Origin of the sequence: Methanoculleus horonobensis (assembly GCF_001602375.1) — an archaeon.
Taxonomy (GTDB): Archaea; Halobacteriota; Methanomicrobia; order Methanomicrobiales; family Methanoculleaceae; genus Methanoculleus; species Methanoculleus horonobensis.
Map to the genome: position 1 here is coordinate 1 of NZ_BCNY01000007.1, position 16,298 is coordinate 16,298.

Annotated in this window: 15 protein-coding genes; 10 read left to right on the forward strand and 5 right to left on the reverse strand. The window is 64.3% G+C overall.

Annotated elements, in window-relative coordinates; genetic code table 11:
* Positions 1–199: 199 nt before the first annotated feature.
* The gene (locus MCUHO_RS00545; protein WP_235808103.1) at positions 200–1,078 is read left to right on the forward strand and encodes a S16 family serine protease; all 879 of its coding nucleotides are present in this window, start codon (positions 200–202) and stop codon (positions 1,076–1,078) included.
* Positions 1,079–1,121: 43 nt separating this feature from the next.
* A complete protein-coding gene (locus MCUHO_RS00550) occupies positions 1,122–1,733 on the forward strand; it encodes a hypothetical protein (RefSeq protein WP_067072257.1) in 612 nt (203 codons plus the stop codon).
* 530 nt (positions 1,734–2,263) lie between these two features.
* Here MCUHO_RS00550 and mutL read toward each other — a convergent pair.
* Both mutL and mutS read right to left on the reverse strand, forming a co-directional pair.
* Complete coding sequence (gene mutL, locus MCUHO_RS00555; RefSeq protein WP_067072267.1) at positions 2,264–4,021, reverse strand: DNA mismatch repair endonuclease MutL; 1,758 nt, start codon at positions 4,019–4,021, stop codon at positions 2,264–2,266.
* Positions 4,018–6,639: a DNA mismatch repair protein MutS gene (gene mutS / locus MCUHO_RS00560; RefSeq protein ID WP_067072269.1), complete on the reverse strand. Its 2,622-nt coding sequence runs from the start codon at positions 6,637–6,639 to the stop codon at positions 4,018–4,020. Before mutS ends, mutL begins: the two co-directional genes overlap by 4 nt.
* Positions 6,640–6,784: 145 nt before the next feature.
* Here mutS and MCUHO_RS00565 point away from each other — a divergent pair, with 145 nt between their 5' ends.
* The 7 genes from MCUHO_RS00565 (at position 6,785) to MCUHO_RS00595 (ending at position 12,980) form a co-directional block, all read left to right on the forward strand.
* Entirely contained in the window at positions 6,785–8,038 is a 1,254-nt protein-coding gene (locus MCUHO_RS00565) for a 3-isopropylmalate dehydratase large subunit (RefSeq protein WP_067072271.1), read from the forward strand.
* Positions 8,039–8,041: 3 nt separating this feature from the next.
* Positions 8,042–8,533: a 3-isopropylmalate dehydratase small subunit gene (locus MCUHO_RS00570; protein ID WP_067072273.1), complete on the forward strand. Its 492-nt coding sequence runs from the start codon at positions 8,042–8,044 to the stop codon at positions 8,531–8,533.
* Positions 8,518–9,639 (forward strand): isocitrate/isopropylmalate dehydrogenase family protein, encoded by a 1,122-nt coding sequence (locus tag MCUHO_RS00575; protein WP_067072275.1) that lies wholly within the window; start codon positions 8,518–8,520, stop codon positions 9,637–9,639. The genes MCUHO_RS00570 and MCUHO_RS00575 overlap by 16 nt, the downstream gene beginning before the upstream one ends.
* A gap of 716 nt (positions 9,640–10,355) precedes the next feature.
* Entirely contained in the window at positions 10,356–11,525 is a 1,170-nt protein-coding gene (locus MCUHO_RS00580; RefSeq protein ID WP_067072277.1) for a nitrogenase component 1, read from the forward strand.
* 94 nt (positions 11,526–11,619) lie between these two features.
* A complete protein-coding gene (locus MCUHO_RS00585; protein WP_067072279.1) occupies positions 11,620–11,829 on the forward strand; it encodes a hypothetical protein in 210 nt (69 codons plus the stop codon).
* Between the two features lie 68 nt (positions 11,830–11,897).
* Positions 11,898–12,377 (forward strand): GNAT family N-acetyltransferase, encoded by a 480-nt coding sequence (locus MCUHO_RS00590; protein WP_067072281.1) that lies wholly within the window; start codon positions 11,898–11,900, stop codon positions 12,375–12,377.
* A gap of 15 nt (positions 12,378–12,392) precedes the next feature.
* The gene (locus tag MCUHO_RS00595) at positions 12,393–12,980 is read left to right on the forward strand and encodes a PH domain-containing protein (RefSeq protein WP_067072284.1); all 588 of its coding nucleotides are present in this window, start codon (positions 12,393–12,395) and stop codon (positions 12,978–12,980) included.
* 27 nt (positions 12,981–13,007) lie between these two features.
* Here the strand turns inward: MCUHO_RS00595 and MCUHO_RS00600 are convergent, their stop codons facing one another.
* From MCUHO_RS00600 to cfbC, 3 genes are all read right to left on the reverse strand, one after another.
* On the reverse strand, positions 13,008–13,481 hold the full coding sequence (locus tag MCUHO_RS00600; RefSeq protein ID WP_067072286.1) for a universal stress protein: 474 nt from the start codon (positions 13,479–13,481) through the stop codon (positions 13,008–13,010).
* A gap of 77 nt (positions 13,482–13,558) precedes the next feature.
* Complete coding sequence (locus tag MCUHO_RS00605; RefSeq protein ID WP_067072288.1) at positions 13,559–14,626, reverse strand: nitrogenase component 1; 1,068 nt, start codon at positions 14,624–14,626, stop codon at positions 13,559–13,561.
* Complete coding sequence (gene cfbC, locus MCUHO_RS00610) at positions 14,586–15,404, reverse strand: Ni-sirohydrochlorin a,c-diamide reductive cyclase ATP-dependent reductase subunit (protein ID WP_067072290.1); 819 nt, start codon at positions 15,402–15,404, stop codon at positions 14,586–14,588. Before cfbC ends, MCUHO_RS00605 begins: the two co-directional genes overlap by 41 nt.
* A 227-nt stretch (positions 15,405–15,631) precedes the next feature.
* Here cfbC and MCUHO_RS00615 point away from each other — a divergent pair, with 227 nt between their 5' ends.
* Complete coding sequence (locus tag MCUHO_RS00615; RefSeq protein ID WP_067072292.1) at positions 15,632–16,252, forward strand: hypothetical protein; 621 nt, start codon at positions 15,632–15,634, stop codon at positions 16,250–16,252.
* The last annotated feature ends 46 nt before the right edge of the window (positions 16,253–16,298 follow it).

Consider the following 16,298-nt stretch of genomic DNA (forward strand, 5'->3'; position numbering starts at 1 on the left):
GCGGTGCTCGAGCTCTGTTCCTTCGGAACGTCGCCACTCGCACCTTGCGGTGCTCGAGCTCTGTTCCTTCGGAACGTCGCCACTCGCACCTTGCGGTGCTCGAGCTCTGTTCCTTCGGAACGTCGCCACTCGCACCTTGCGGTGCTCCCGCTCCGTCTCTAACGAGCCGTCGCGGTCAGAAAATTATATATCCGGATGCATGGTATTCGGGCAGCATATGCGCATACGGGAGAAGACCCTGACGATTCTGCTCGTTCTGTCGCTTGTCGCGAACGTCTTCCTCCTGGCCGTCGCGCTCATGCCGGCGGACGACTTCTCCCCGGCGCTCTCCAAACCCGATTATGGTGAACCGCTCCCGACCACGACCGCCGCCCCTCTCCTCCCCGCGAAGGTTGTCGAGAACGGGAGTGCCGCCTCGATGCAGGTGCCGGTCATCCTCCAGAAGATCGAGGTCGACCGGGGCGGGCCGTTCTTTTATGAGGAGATGATCGAAGAGGGGGCGATGGTGAACGTCTCGGTCGAGGTCGTGCCCGGGAAAGGGCGGGTGCTCGTCCAGACGACGCCCCTGATGGGGATCGTCTTTCAGGACGCCGCGAACCTCGCGGTCGTCGTCGCCGCCAACCGATCCCGTGCGGATCTGACGCGGAGCGACATTATCTTCAGCATCCAGGGGCCGGAGGACATTTCCGAGATCGACGGCCCCAGTGCGGGGGCGCTGATGGCCGTCCTCCTCCTCTCGGTGCTGGAGGATTTTGCGCTCAACGAGAGCGTGACCGTGACGGGAACCATCGACGAGGAGGGGAGGATCGGCCCGGTCGGCGGGGTTCTCGAGAAGGCCGAGGCTGCTCGCCGCGGAGGGAAGACGCTTCTCATCATCTCGGACGAGAACGACCGGATTATCGAGTACCGGGAGGATACCCGATCGTTCGGCGGACTGAGGGTTGCGAGGCAGTTGCCGGTCATGGTGGATACGAAAGAGTATATCGAGGAGAACCTCGAGATCCGGGTGGAGTATGCAGATACCCTCGACGACCTGCTCGTCAGTCTTCGTGCCCCCGCACCCGGCCGGGCAGCCTGACTGAAGGGTATTTATCCTCTCCCGGGCTACATACCCGGATACTATGAGACCAGAGAGACTGCTGATCGCCGGGGTCTTCGTGGTTGCCCTGGCTGTTGTCCTGGCGGTCCTGCTGCCGGGGCTCTCCTCGCCGCAACCGCCCAATCCCGGCCCGACCCAACCTCCGACCCCGGTTCCGGCTCCTACCCCGACCCCGGCGCCCGTTCCCGGGAACGGCACCTACGTCAACACCACCTACGGGTATGCCGTCACCTGCCCGGAGGGGTGGTTCTACACCGAGTCCGGCGAGAGCGTCTGGTTCTCCTCGCCGGATAAGCACGAGGAGGTTCGCGTGAACACGAACCCGATCACGGCCCAGGGGGACGTCGATACGGAGAGTGTTCTCGAAGCGCTGAACGCGACCTACGTCGAGGATCTTCGCGCCGGGATCGGCGCCGAATGGGTATCGACGGAGAAGATCTCCCTTGACGGTGTCCCGGGATACGAGTCAGTCTTCTCCGTCCCCATCGTCGATGAAGACCGGTACACCTTCGTCGCCCGTTACGCCGTTAAAGACGGCGTCATTTACTCGGTCATGCACACGGTCTTCCCCCCCGGGTACGATGCTTACAACGCCGATGCGGCTCCGACGGCGGAGTCGTTCCGTTTCCTCTAATTTTTTTGCCGGACGCTGATCCGGAGAGATCGGTGAGGTTATCCCGGAATGCCTCTGCCGGGAGGCGCTACGCTCGCACTTCGAAGATCTCTGTCTTCTCGAACTCCGGCTCGAAAACAGTATCTGAAAAGAAGGTGGCGGGTAAATGGGTTGTCGAGAGGCAATCACCTTCGGCAGGACGTTTAGGGGTGTATCCCCGTCACCTCTTCTTCCCCGGCATGATATCGCGGATGACCGGAGGGGGAGGGCCATTGAAGCGAGAACATCGATCTACGATTCGATAGTCCGGCCGCATCTCAGGGCCTGTGCTGGTTCCCCTCTCTCATACGGAGGCGAATCTGCTGGACTGGTGTCATATAGTTCAATCCATTTCGTCTGCAGCGGAAGCCCGCTGCGACGTATAAGTATACTGATTTCCCAGGATAAATCCATTGTGATACGGAATTTTGGGTTTTTAGGTCTTTTAACCCCATCGATTTTGAAAAAGTGGGTTTTTTTTGGGTGTTTTTCATCACAACGGTCAGGTGATCTCATCCCCGCCTGAACATCCCGTCGAGTTTGCGTCTGTCGAACGCCACGACCGTCGGCCTCCCGTGCGGGCAGGTCCAGGGGGTCTTCGTCCGGGCGAGTTGCATGAGGAGACGTTTCTGCTGCTCGGGCGTGAGGCTGGCGCCGGCCTTCACCGCCCCACGGCATGCGACGATGCAGGTGACCGCCTCGCGCCGGTCGGGGCTCCTTCGCGACTCTTCGGCAAGGAGGTCGGCGATCGTCTCCCGGACCGTCCCGGGATCCTCGACCGCCCCGAGTGCGGCGGGCACCGCACGGACGGCGAAGGTGTCCCGGCCGAACTCCTCCACCACGAACCCGCCGTCCGCGAGGAGGGGGATCGCGTCACGGAGCGCGGCGGACTCCTTCGGGGGGAGCGAGAGGACGACCGGCATGATCAGTTCCTGCGACCCGGCCGCCGTATCGCGGTTCTCCGTGACCTGGTCGTAGAGAACCCGCTCGTGGGCTGCGTGCTGGTCGATGAGGTAGAGGGTGCCGTCGGTTCCCTCCGCCACGATGTAGGTCGCGGCCACCTGTCCGATCGGTTCCATCGCGGGGAGGAGGTTCTCTCCGCCTTTTGTCTCCGTCCGGCGGAGTTGCCTGTCGGAGAGGGTGAGTTCCCGGTGGCCGGCCGTGTAGGGCGCCCCGGCCTCGGCGACCGGCGGCGAGGACGGCGCCGGTTCGATCCCCTCCGGGACGATCTGCTGCTGCACCGGCTCGTCCGGGGTCTCGCGTGCGAGGTCGTGACCGGCGAGCGCCTCCTCGACGGCGGCCGCAATCGCCCCCGTGATCTCCCGCTCCCGGGAGAGACGAACCTCCCTTTTCGTCGGGTGGACGTTGACGTCCACAAGATTGGTGTCGATCGAAAGTTCGAGGAACGCCACCGGGTAACGGTCCTTCGGGAGGAGGGTGCCGTAGCCTTCCCGGACGGCGGCGGCGATCTGCCGGGAAGAGATGCTTCTCCCGTTGATGCTGACGGAGATCTGCGAGGGGCTTCCCCGGCTCTCCGACGGCCGGGAGATGTAGCCGCCGATACGGAGGAACGGCAGCCGTCCTTCGACGGGGACGAGCGACCGGGTGAGTTCGGCGCCGTAGAGCCCTGCGATGGTGTTTAAGATCCCGTCCGATCGCTGGGTCGCCATCCGCTCTTTCCCATTATGCACCACCCGGAAGGCGACCTCGCCGTGGGCGAGGGCGAGACTCTCCACGACCGCGTAGATGTGGGCGAGCTCGGTGTTCCTGCTTTTTAAGAACTTCCGGCGGGCGGGGGTGTTGTAGAAGAGGCGTTCCACCGCGATCGTCGTCCCCTCCGGTGCTCCAACCTCGCTCTTCTCCACGACCTCGCCGCCCCTGACGACGATCCGCGTCCCGGCGAGCGCTTCCCCTCCCCGGGGGCGGGTGACTATAGTCACCTCCGCGACGGCGGCGATGCTCGCGAGCGCCTCCCCCCGGAACCCGAGGGTTCGGACAGCACAGAGATCGGCGATATCCCGGATCTTGCTCGTCGCGTGGGGAGTGAACGCGAGGATCGCCTCCTCTCCGGTCATGCCCTCCCCGTTATCGGTCACCCGGATCTTCGTGATCCCCGTCATGTCCGAGGAGACGTCGAGAAGGATGCTCGTCGAACCCGCGTCGATCGCGTTCTCCAGAAGTTCTTTCACCACCGATGCCGGCCGCTCCACGACCTCGCCGGCGGCGATCTGGTTCACGGTGTCGGGGTCGAGGACGCGGATCTTCGTCATCGCTCACTCCTCTCCCCGTTCGCGATCCTCTGGAGCCTGTTGAGGGCGTTCAGTGCCTCGATTGGAGTCATCTCGTTGGGGTTCATCTCTTTTAATTCTCTGACCGCCGGGTTCTCCTCTACGACTCCCTCGCCGGGGTCGACGAGGAGCATCTGGGTGTAGCGGGGAGCCCGGACCCCGGCCGGGAACTCCCGCGTCGACGCTTCCTTCAGGAGTTCCATCGCCCGGTCGGTCACCTTCTTCGGGATCCCGGCAAGGTGGGCGACGTGGACACCGTAACTCCGGTCGGTCGCGCCGGGGATGATCTTACGGAGGAAGACGACGTCCTGCCCGGTATCCTTCACCGCGAAGTGGAAGTTCTTCACCCGTTTGAGCGATCCTTCAAGGTCGATCAGGTCGTGGAAGTGGGTTGCAAAGAGCGTCCTCGGCCCCGCGACCGCCTTCCCGTGCAGGAACTCCACCACCGCCCGGGCAATCGAGCACCCGTCGAGCGTGCTCGTTCCCCGCCCGATCTCGTCGAGGATGACGAGACTCTGCGCCGTCGCGTTGTTTAAGATGTTCGCGAGTTCCAGCATCTCGACCATGAACGTGGACTGTCCGGAGGCGAGGTCGTCGAACGCCCCTACCCGGGTGAAGACCCTGTCCACGATCCCGACGGTGGCGTGCCGGGCCGGGACGAAACTCCCCATCTGGGCCATGATGCAGCAGAGCGCCACCGCCCGCATGTAGGTGGACTTGCCCGCCATGTTCGCCCCGGTGATGATCGTGATCTGGTCGCCGGCGGAGTCGAGCTCCGTGTCGTTTGGGACGAACGGCACCGGGAGGTGCCGCTCCACCACCGGGTGGCGGCCGTCGCGGATGACGATCCGGCCGCTCTCCTCGATCGCCGGGCGGGTGTAGCCGTAGCGGGCGGCGACCTCGGCGAGCGCCGCATAGACATCGAGGAGCCCGACCGCCCGGGCGGTCGCCTGGAGGCCGGCGACCTCCGCCGTGAGCGTCCGGACGAGTTCGGTGTAGATCTCTGCTTCGAGCGCTCCGAGCCGCTCTTCGGCGGTCGCGATCATCGCCTCCTTCTCCCGGAGGTCGGGGATCGTGTAGCGCTCGCCGTTTGCGGTCGTCTGCCGCCGCTCGTACTCCGGCGGCACCAGGTGCAGGTTCGGTCTCGTCACCTCGATGTAGTACCCAAAGACCCGGTTGTAGCCGACCTTGAGGGATTTTATTCCGGTTCTCTCCCGCTCCTGCTGCTGGAACTCCGCGATCCAGTCCTTCCCGGACGTCGCGAGGTGCCGGAGTTCGTCGAGTTTGGCGTTGAACCCTTCCCGGATCATCCCGCCCGCCAGTGCGCGTGCCGGGGGGTCGTCGACGATCGCCCGGCCGACGAGGTCGACGACGTGAGCGTGATCGCTCATCGCGGCGAGGGCCTCGCGAACCAGGGCCGGTGCGCTGGGAGGAATGAGCGATTTTGCGTCCGGTATCGTACAGAGAGAGTCGCGGAGCGTCGCGAGATCTCTCGGTCCGGCGTTCCCGTAGGCGATCCTTCCCGCTATCCTTTCTGTGTCGGCGAAGTCGCCGAGGGTCGCGCGAAGCGCCTGCCTCTCGAGCGCGTGCTCGAAGAACCACTCAACCGCGTCGAGCCGCGCCTCGATGGCGGCCTTCCCGAGCAGGGGGGCGATCAGGAACGACCGCATCGTCCGGCTCCCCATCGATGTCTCCGTGGCGTCGAGCGCGGCAAGAAGGGTGTTTGCGTCGCCGACTCCCTGGATGGGCGCGGTGATCTCGAGGTTCCGGAGAGTGATCGCGTCGAGCGCCATATTCCCCGACGGCACCCGCGTCGAGAGCCCCGAGATGTGGGAGAGGGGTGACTGCTGCGTATCCTGAGCGTAACGGAGCGCCGCTCCGGCCGCGGCGATCGCGCCCGGCATCCCTGCGCACCCGTAGCCGTCGAGCGTCGTCGTCCCGAACTGCTTGCAAAGCTGCTCGCACGCCGCGTCGACCTCGAAGGCGTCGTCGCGGTAGCGGCTCACCGTCACCCCGAGGGCTTCGAGCCGGGTGGGGAGGCCGTCTGCGAGGCTCTCGGGGACGATCACTTCTGACGGGCGGTACCTGACCGTCTCCGAGACGATCTCGGCGTAATCGCGCCCGCCGCCCCCGGAAGAGACGAAGAACTCGCCGGTCGAGACGTCCAGGAACGCGAGGCCGAAGGTCTCTCTCCGGTCGGGGGCGACCGCCATCAGGTAGTGGGCGCCGGCCGAGGCGAGCATCGAGGAGTCGATAAGGGTTCCCGGGGTGATCACCCGGGTGACATCCCGCTTCACGATGCCTTTTGCGGTCTTCGGGTCCTCCACCTGGTCGCAGATCACCACCTTGTAGCCCCTGCCCACCAGGCGGGCGATGTAGCCTTCGGCGGCATGATGGGGGACGCCCGCGAGCGGCATCCGGTCGCCGTTCTTGTCCCTGCCCCGGGCCGTCAGGGTGATGTCGAGTTCGCGAGCCACCACGCCGGCATCTTCGCCGAAGGTCTCGTAGAAGTCGCCCATCCTGAAGAAGAGGATGGCGTCGGGGTACCGGGCTTTCGCTGAATAATACTGCCGCATTGCCGGGGTCGGTCCGTCGGTCATCGCTTCTCCTTATAGAATCCGCACGGGGCCACATAAGGGTACTGTCCCGGAAATCGGACGGAACTGGCCCCGATTAACTGCACCACTCCGGCGGCCCCGGACAAATTAAATACGTCCGGAACGCGTACCTGGAACACGATACTGTATGTCGGCGACTATCGCAGAAAAGATATTTTCGCAACGGTGCGGGAGACCCGTCCGCGCGGGAGAGGTTGTGATGGCACCCGTGGATGCAGCAATGATCCACGACATCACCGGCCCGCTTGCGGTCAGGGTCTTTCGCGAGATGGGTGGAGAGCGTGTATTCGATCCCGAGCGGATCATTATGCTCTTCGACCACCAGGTACCCGCCGACTCGATACCCGCCGCCGAGAACCACGTCTTTATGCGGCAGTTTGCTGAAGAGCAGGGGATCCACAACTACGACCTCCTCGAGGGCGTCTGCCACCAGGTCGTGATGGAGAAGGGACGGGCGGCGCCGGGTGAGATCATCGTCGGCACCGACTCCCATACCTGCACCTACGGTGCGGCGGGGGCGTTCGCGACCGGGATCGGTTCGACCGATATGGGGTTCGTCCTGAAGTTCGGGGCGCTCTACTTCCGGGTGCCCGAGAGCGTTCTGGTCGAGGTCGAGGGTGCGTTCGGCAAAAGAGTCGGAGCAAAAGACCTCATCCTCTCCCTCGCCGGCGACATCGGCGCCGACGGGGCGACCTACATGGCGCTCGAGTTCACCGGCCGGGCGATGCGCGAGATGAGCATGGCAGGCCGGATGACCTGCGCGAATATGGCGATAGAGATGGGGGCGAAGGCCGGGATCGTCCAGCCCGATGCGGCCACCTGGGACTACGTCGCCGCCCGCCGCGATATCGAGCCGTTCGACCTCGCGGGCGATGAAGACGCCGCATACGCGGAGCGTCGCCGCTACGACGTCACCGACCTCGCCCCGCAGGTCGCCGTCCCGCACAACGTCGACAACGTCGTGGATGTGACGAAGGTCGCGGGAACGAAGGTCGACCAGGTCTTCATCGGCTCCTGCACGAACGGCCGCTACGAGGACCTCTTCGAGGCGGCGGAGGTGATGGGGGACGCCGACCGGTTCGCCGACGGCGTAAGGGTGATCGTCATCCCGGCCTCGCGGACGGAGTACTTGAAGGCCCTCCGGGCGGGACTGATCGAGCGGTTCGTCGAGGCGGGAGCCCTTGTGGAAGCGCCGTGCTGCGGCCCCTGCATGGGCGGGGCGTTCGGCCTCCTCGCCCCCGGCGAGGTCTCGCTCTCGACGTCGAACCGGAACTTCCGGGGGAGACAGGGGAGCGCCCAGGCATTGGTCTACCTCTCCTCGCCGGCGACGGCGGCGGCGAGCGCCCTCTACGGCGAGATCACCGATCCGAGGGAGGTGTGAATCATGCGAGTCTGGAAGTTCGGCAACGATATCGATACGGATGCAATCATACCCGGGCGGTTCCTCACGATCTATGATCCGGCGGAGCTCGCGAAGCACGCGTTCGAGGGAACGAGGGACGAGTTCGCGAAAGAGGTGCGGGAGGGCGACGTCGTCGTCGGCGGCAGCAACTTCGGGTGCGGCTCCTCCCGCGAGCACGCGCCGCTCGCGCTCCTCGGCGCCGGGGTGAAGGTCGTCGTCGCGAAGTCCTTTGCGCGGATCTTCTACCGGAACGCCGTGAACACGGGTCTCCTGCCCCTGGTCTCTGCCGGGGCGGAGGGCATCCGTGACGGCGATGCCGTCACGGTGAACCTCGCCGACGGCTACATCGAGGCGAACGGCAAAAGGCTCCCCATCGAGCCGGTGCCTGGGTTCATGAAGGAGATCGTCGATGCCGGTGGCCTGGTGGCCTACGCGAAGAACCTGGACGAGGTGAAGAGATGCAGCACCGAGTAGCCGCAATCGGCGGGGATGGGATCGGCCCCGAGATCGTCGCGGCGGGGAGAGAGGTCATCGACGCCGCCGGCGAGCGCTACGGGTTCGATATCGCGTGGACAGACTTCGATATCGGGGCGGAGCGCTACCTTGCGACCGGCGACCTCCTGACCGAAGAGGATATCCGGGGACTCTCGAAGTTCAACGCGATCTATTTCGGGGCGATCGGCGACGACCGGGTGAAGCCCGGGATCCTCGAGAAGGGCATCCTGCTTGCGATCCGGTTCCACTTCGACCAGTTCATCAACCTCCGGCCGATCAAGCTCCTCGACGGCGTGGCAACGCCGCTCGCGAACAAGCGCCCGGAGGATATCGACTTCGTCGTCGTCCGGGAGAACACCGAGGACTTCTACGTCGGGATCGGTTCGCGGTTTGCGGGACGTCGCGAGCAGAAGGCCCTCGAGGTCGTCCGCGACATCTACAGCGTCAGGTTCGGCCTCGACGTCGAGACCGACGCCGACGAGCTCGCCTACCAGATCGGCGTCGTCACGCGAGAGGGTGCCGAGCGGGCGATCCGCTACGCCTTCGACCTCGCCGTGAAAAGAGAGAATAAGGTCACGTCGGTCGACAAGGCAAACGTCCTCTCCGATATCTACGGCCTCTGGCGGGACGTCTTCACCGACGTCGCCGCCGGCTACCCCGACGTCAAGACGGAGTTCAACTTCGTCGACGCCGTCACGATGTGGTTCGTCAAGAACCCCGAGTGGTTCGACGTCGTCGTCACCCCGAACATGTTCGGCGACATCATCACCGACCTCGGTGCCATGATCCAGGGCGGGCTCGGGCTCGCCCCCGGCGGAAACATCAACCCGAAGGGCACATCGATGTTCGAGCCGATCCACGGCTCCGCGCCGAAGTACCGCGGCCAGGACGTCGTGAACCCGCTCGCCACCGTCTGGGCGGGCTCGATGCTCCTCGACCACCTCGGCGAGCACGAGGCAGCGGCGGCGGTTCTCCGGGCGATCGAGAGGAGCATCCTCGACGGATACGTCACCCGGGACATGGGCGGCGCGAAGAAGACAAGCGAGGTCGGGCAGTATCTTGCCTCGCTCGTGAAGACGGTGTAGGGCCGCCGGCCTGTCGTCTCCTGTTTTTTTTTTGGCTTTGCTCAAGCCCCGCCTGCTTGCGCCAGACGTTTGCAACCCAGAGGAACTCTTGGGCACGACTTTCCACCGGGTTGCGCACTTGCGGTGCTCGTGCTCCGGATGTTGGTTGTGTCCATCGCATATCGCCATGACTGCCCCCGCCCCGAGGGGCGGGGTGCGACGGGCCATAGGGCCGGAGTTTGAGCACCGAAGGTGCGGAGTGCGACGGGCCATAGGGCCGGAGTTTGAGCACCGAAGGTGCGGAGTGCGACGGGCCATAGGGCCGGAGTTTGAGCACCGAAGGTGCGGAGTGCGACGGGCCATAGGGCCGGAGTTTGAGCACCGAAGGTGCGGAGTGCGGCACTCCGCTAGGAGTGGAGTTGAAGCACCGTCAGGTGCGATTGAGGAGCGCGAAGCGCGGGTGGGGTGGGGTTGATGGGATGTGCGGATTGTAGCGAGGTGGAGACAGGGGAGGGGGAGACCCCCTCCCCGTCAGCCCCACCCCCAGTGGCGATAGCCACCACGGTCCACTGCATGGGAACACGCTCGAAGAAAAAACTGATTCCAGGGACAAGCCTATTCTAGTATTAATTTCGCCAAGGTAGGGAGGATGACCCGAAAACGGTTTCAACAAAGGAAGCCATTTCCCTCAAGGTACTGTCTTTTATATCCCCGCACCGCCATGATCTTGTAGAACGATGCAGGAAGAGCAGCAGACACCGTGCGAGAACCCCCTCTGGCCGTGTGCGATGACCGGGGCGGTCGCCTGTCTTGCGGGATTCGAGGATATCGCCGTCATCGTCCACGGTTCGAGCGGGTGCTACTTCTACCCCGCGTCGCTCGTCGGGGTTCCCATCCACGGGACGTTCCTCGTCGAGAACGAGATCATCTTCGGGACGGAGTCCCGCCTCGCGGAGGTGCTCCGGGAGCTCGCCGGCCGCTACGCCCGGATAGCCGTGGTCAACACCTGTGTGCCCGCGATCATGGGGGAGGATATCGGCGACCTTGCCGATGAGGGGCAGATTATCGTCGTCGACAGTCCCGGGTTCCTCGGCGATCTCGAGGCCGGCTACCGCCGTGCGCTCGACACAATAGCGCCGGTGGTCGACCCCGACGTATTCGGCGTCAACATCGACGGCGTCTGCCGCACCGACCCCTTCTGCCGGGGGAACGCCCTCGAGGCGCGGCGCCTGCTCAGCCTTGCAGGCGTTCCCATCGCCACCACCTTCTGCCTCGACCGCTACGCCGCGACCCGCCGGGCGGCCCCGTTCACCGTCGAGACGAACCCGGATATTGCGAGCGGTGTCGGGACCGCCTGCGGCTCGCTCCTCGGCCTCGATGCGGTTCGCGAGACCTTCGAGCGGCTTGGCGCGGAGATCGACGGCGCTGATGTCCGTCCGGTCATGGATGAGATCGCGTGGGCCGATGCCCGGATCAGGAAGGCCTGCGAGAAGTACCTCCGGAGGTTCGACCCTCCCCGCGTGGCGATCGCCGGCGGCGATGCGTATGCCTCGTTTGCCGCCGACCTCCTCGACCGGTATCTCGGCGCCGAGATCGCCTGCGTCGCCGCCCGGAACGGTTCCGGTTCCTCCGGCGACGGCACCACCCGCACGACCGACTTCTCGGTCATCCGCGGGATGATCCTTGACGCCGAACCCGACCTGATCCTCGGCTCCTCCTACGAGGCGTCGATCGCTCCCGACGCCGCGTTCGTCGGGCTGACGCTGCCGCTCCGGGACAGGGTCGCTCTCTCTTCCCACGCGGTCGCCGGGGTGGAAGGGGCGCTCCGGCTGATGGAAGAGGTGCTCAACGCCTGCATCACCCGGAACCGGACAAACCGCGGCGATCCCTTCGCGCCTTCCCGGTGAGCAGCCATACCTGCCATAAGATATTTATCAACCGGCGGATACCGGGGAACCGGTTCGTCCGCAGGGCGGGCCGGTACGAGAGGGAGGTTTTGGCATGACACATCACGGCGGATACGGCGCCCACGATATGCTTCTCATAAAGATGTACGATCTCCTCGACGAGGACGAGATGCGGCAGTTGATGGTGCGGATGATCGACTCCCGCATCAAGATGAAGGAGCAGCACGTCGAACTGATGCAGTACAAGATCGAGACCTACCGGATGGCACGGGAGATGCTCGAGAAGGGCATAAAGAAGAAGTGAGCGCCGGGGGGGAGTCTTCCCCGCAGGGGATCGTCTCCTCTTTTTTACATCACGACATATATACCGGTATGGAACCAACGATCAGGGGCTACCTTGATACGGATTTCCCGGCGGTCTGCGGCCTCGAGCGGGAGAACAGCCCGAGAGGATGCAAGCCCGAGGTCTTCATCCGGCAGGCCGGCGTCCTCTTTGCCGATACCTTTCTCGTTACAGAATGCGGCGGAGAGATCGCCGGCTACACCATCGGGGCATTCGTCCAGCACCGGCAGACAACGGGATGGATCGTCCGACTGGTGGTGGCGGAGCGATACCGGCGCAGGGGGCTCGGGGAGAGTCTCGTTGCCGCCGTCATCGCCGGCCTCCGCGAGCGGGGAGCGTATGAGGTCTACCTCTCGGTCGCGCCGGGGAATCATGCTGCCCGGTCTCTCTACGCGAGGCACGGTTTTCTGGAGATGGATTTCTGCCCGGCCTACTTCGGCGAGGGAAGCGATCGCTGTATCCTCCGAAGAGATCTCACCGGCCGGGAAGATTTAATCTGCTCCGATTGAGAAGAATACGATAACATGTCCATCATCACTTTCCGCATAGGAGAATCGTTCAAACCGGTGCCGCAGTTCCGGTCTTACCTCTATGCGTCCCTGGTTCTGGCCGTCATCGTCTTCGTTCTGCCCTGGCTGGTTCCCATCATCATCTTCAGTCCGCTGCCGGTCGCTCTCGCCGTCGGCGTCCCGACGCTCGCCATCATCGTCTTCGTCGCCTACTGGATACCGCTCTACCACGAGAGCATCGTCTACCGGCTCACCGTCACCGAGGTGACCTGGCAGCGTGGGGTCTGGTTCCGGCAGACGGGGATCGTCCCCTACAACCGGATCACGAACGTCGATATCTCCCAGGGACCCCTGATGCGGTTCTTCTCCTTCTCGGCGGTCAGGGTGCAGACCGCGGGCTACTCCGCCCAGGCGCAGGCGGAGATCGTCATCAACGGGATAGCGGATCCGAAGGATCTCCAGGAGAAGATCATGAACTTCGTGCGGACGACCGGGCCGGTCGCCGCGACCGGAGGCGAGCCCGAAGGGGCGCCGGCTGCCGATGCGGTGGTGGAGGAACTCCGGGCGATCCGGCGGCTGCTCGAATCCCGGCAGGAGCGGTAAAACTTTTTTGATACAGGGGGGTGGGGGCTATCTCCCACCGATCGTCTCCCGCTTGATGACCAGGACCGGCTGGCGGGCGTTCTTGATCACGTACTCCGAGACCGTCCCGAGCAGGCGGTCGCGGATGTTCGACCGGCCGTGGGAACCGATGACGATGAGCGAGGCCCCTTCCGCATCGGCTGCGGCCACGATCGCCTCTCCCGGATTGCCGGCGGGCGTCCGGACGGTCACCTTCACGCCCTGCCTCTCGAGCGCCCGGCGGGTGTCGATGATCCGGTGCTGGATCTCTTCTCGCAGTTCCTTCTGCGTCTCGGTCTCCCGATCGGGCACGGTTCCGAGGAACCCCTGTCCGCCCGAAGCGATCAGGGTGATCTCCTTTGAGTCGATGACGTGGACGAGAACCACTTCTCTGGTTCCCGCCTCGTGCAGCACGGGGATGTAGTCCAGCACCTTCATGGAAGGCGCTGAAAAGTCCGTTGGAAACAGGATGCGTTCGAACATACTCTGGCACTCTCTCCGGTGAGACCATATCTATGGAGGAGGTATAAAAGAGATCGTGCGTGGGCGGGCTCCGCCCCTCACCGCCGCTGCTTCTCCCGGATCAGCACCCGCCACCGGTGCAGCATCCGCCGGAGGCCGGCGGTTCCGACGGGTGCCGGGTAGGGGAGCGAAATGGGAACTCCGTCCGGGTCGACGGAGAGATCGAGGGCTTCGGCGCACTCGGTGCAGATGGCCTCCGCACCCGGATCGCTCCTGAGCATGGGGTGGGAGGACTGGAAGCATACCCGGCTCCCGGCGATATCGTCGAACCGGGAGAGCATCTCTGCCTGGTGGGCCTGTTCCTCCTCGACGGCGGCGGTGGCGTCGACGCCGCAGATCCGGCCGATCTCTTCGAGGAACCGGCACGTCCCGGTAAGGCCCGCCGGGAACGAGTCCACGTACGGCGTGCCGAGCCTCTGTTCGAGGTCTTCGCCGACCGGCCGGAGCGCCGGTTCCCGGAGGATGTTGACGGCGGCCGAGCCGAGCCGCCCGACATCCCCTGTCCCGATCCCCCGCACGAACCGGAGGTTGACCGGTATGCCGAGCCGGGAGAGAAGGCGCACGATCTCGGCCGCGTTCTCCTCGACGCCGTACTCCAGGTTCTTCTCGCCGATCAGGTTTGCCGAGAGGGTTTTTTCGTCCGCAGGACCGGCGAGCGATGCGACGGAGGAGAGGGCGTTCCTCACCCCCGTCTCGAAGACCCCCCCGAGGAACCCGGCGGTCGGTACGGGGATGACCGGGATGCCCCGGCGTTTTGCGCAGATCGCTGCGACGTCGTCTCCGATCGTCTCGACGATGCATGTCGAGAGGACGAAGACGGAGGCGGGCGAGAGGGAGAGCGCCTGTGCGATCGTCTCCTCCAGCGCGTCTTCGCCCCCGAAGATGATGCCGTTCTCCGTTAAGCGGGTCGAGAGCAGGCGGGGGACTTCGAGCCGGTCGTTCGAGAGGTGGGTGGCGTGCAGGAGGGAGAAGTTGTGGTGGGTGCATCCTGCCGGGCCGTGGATGACAGAGACGGCGTCCCGTACTTCCGTGAGCACCGAGAGCGCCCCGGTCAGGGTACACCCCTCAAACCTGGACGAATTCGAGGGCGAAGGATTCGAGTTCATCCATCTCGAGGGGTGTGGGGATGCTCGTCGTCTCGTTTCCGTAGACCGTGCGTGCGAGTTCCTGGTAGACCGCCGCCTGGTCGGACTCGGGGGCATACTCAACGACCGTCTGCTTCTGCAGTTCCGCGACCTGGACGATCCTCGAGCGGGGGATGTAGGCGATGAGCCGGGAGTTGATCCGGCGGGCGAACTCCTCCACGAGTTCCCGCTCGCCCTCGATGTTCTTTGCGTTGCAGATGACGCCCCCGAGCGTGCACCTGCTCCGCACCCGGCGCGAGAGGCGTGCTATGGCTTTTGCGATGTTGTTTGCCGCGTAAATGGACATCAACTCGCCGGAGGTGACCAGGTAGACCTCCTGGGCGTACCCCTCGCGCATCGGCATCGCGAACCCGCCGCAGACGACGTCGCCGAGGACGTCGTAGACGATCACGTCGCCCTTGAGGGCTTCAAGGCGTTCGAGGAGCTGGAACGTCGCGATGATCCCCCGGCCGGCGCACCCGATCCCGGGCTCGGGCCCTCCCGCCTCCACGCAGCGCACCCCGTGAAAGCCCCGGTAGACCACGTCGTCGACGGTGATCGTCTCGTCTCCGCGCTCCCTGATGAGGTCGAGAACCGTCGGGATCCAGGTTCCGTGCATCAGCATGCGAGTGCTGTCGTGCTTCGGATCGCAGCCGATCTGCAGGATATCGAGCCCCTCCCCCGCGAGTGCTGCCGATAGGTTCGCTGCAGTGGTGGATTTGCCGATTCCCCCCTTCCCGTAGAGGGCGATCTGTTTCATTGGATCTACTATGCGCTTGCATGGGTAATTAGGTGTCGGATGCAGTTCCTGCAATGGAAGTATATATCCTTTGCTGCATTCCGGGCGCCGTCTCCTGGAGACTCTTCTCCCGAACAATTCGTTCTCAAGAATCTTTTTAATATTCCAACATTTATAATTCGTTTTTTAAAATCAGAAAAGTATATAATGAGCAGTTTGAAACTCTTTGTTACGCAGAGGGAAAAAGCATGGACTCAAGATTCCGATCAAGGTTGGTTGCGGCGACAATCCTCATTGCCGTTGTCTGTTCGGTCTTCTCGGTGAGCCCGGTTGCTGGTTTCCGTCTGGAGAACAGGGATGGGAGCGGCACCGAAGCGGCGTTAGCGGAGGCCCTGGTGCTGCAGCAGAGCACCAAAATACGAGAAGAGTTTATGGAGAACCTCACCGTCTACATCGACAGCAGGAGCGAAGTCTTCAGGCGGGGAGGGGTATCCGGGGATGTGAGCGGGGTCTACGTCCCCGGGGAGAACGCTGTCTACATCCGGTCGGACAGGGATCCGGCGCGAGCCGATGAGGTCTTTGTCCAGCAGGTGGGCTACCGCGTCTACCACACGATGGGGTTTGGCGAGAGCAAGGCGTTTGCGGCGCTTGCCGAAAACCCGGGCACCTACCTGGCCCGGATCACCGCACCCGCCGGTGAGGAGAGGGAGGCGGCGATCTTCGCTGAGGCCTTCATGCTCTACCACACCTCCCCGGGGGTTCTGAAGAAGTACGCCCCTGAGGTTCACACCTACATGGACCTGCTCGTCAAGAACGGCGGGGACCGGGCCGCGGTGGACGACCTGTTCCTTCATTACCAGCCGGAGTAACCGGCCGGTTCTTTTTTTTACGATCCGGGAGAGCCGGGCCGGTTGA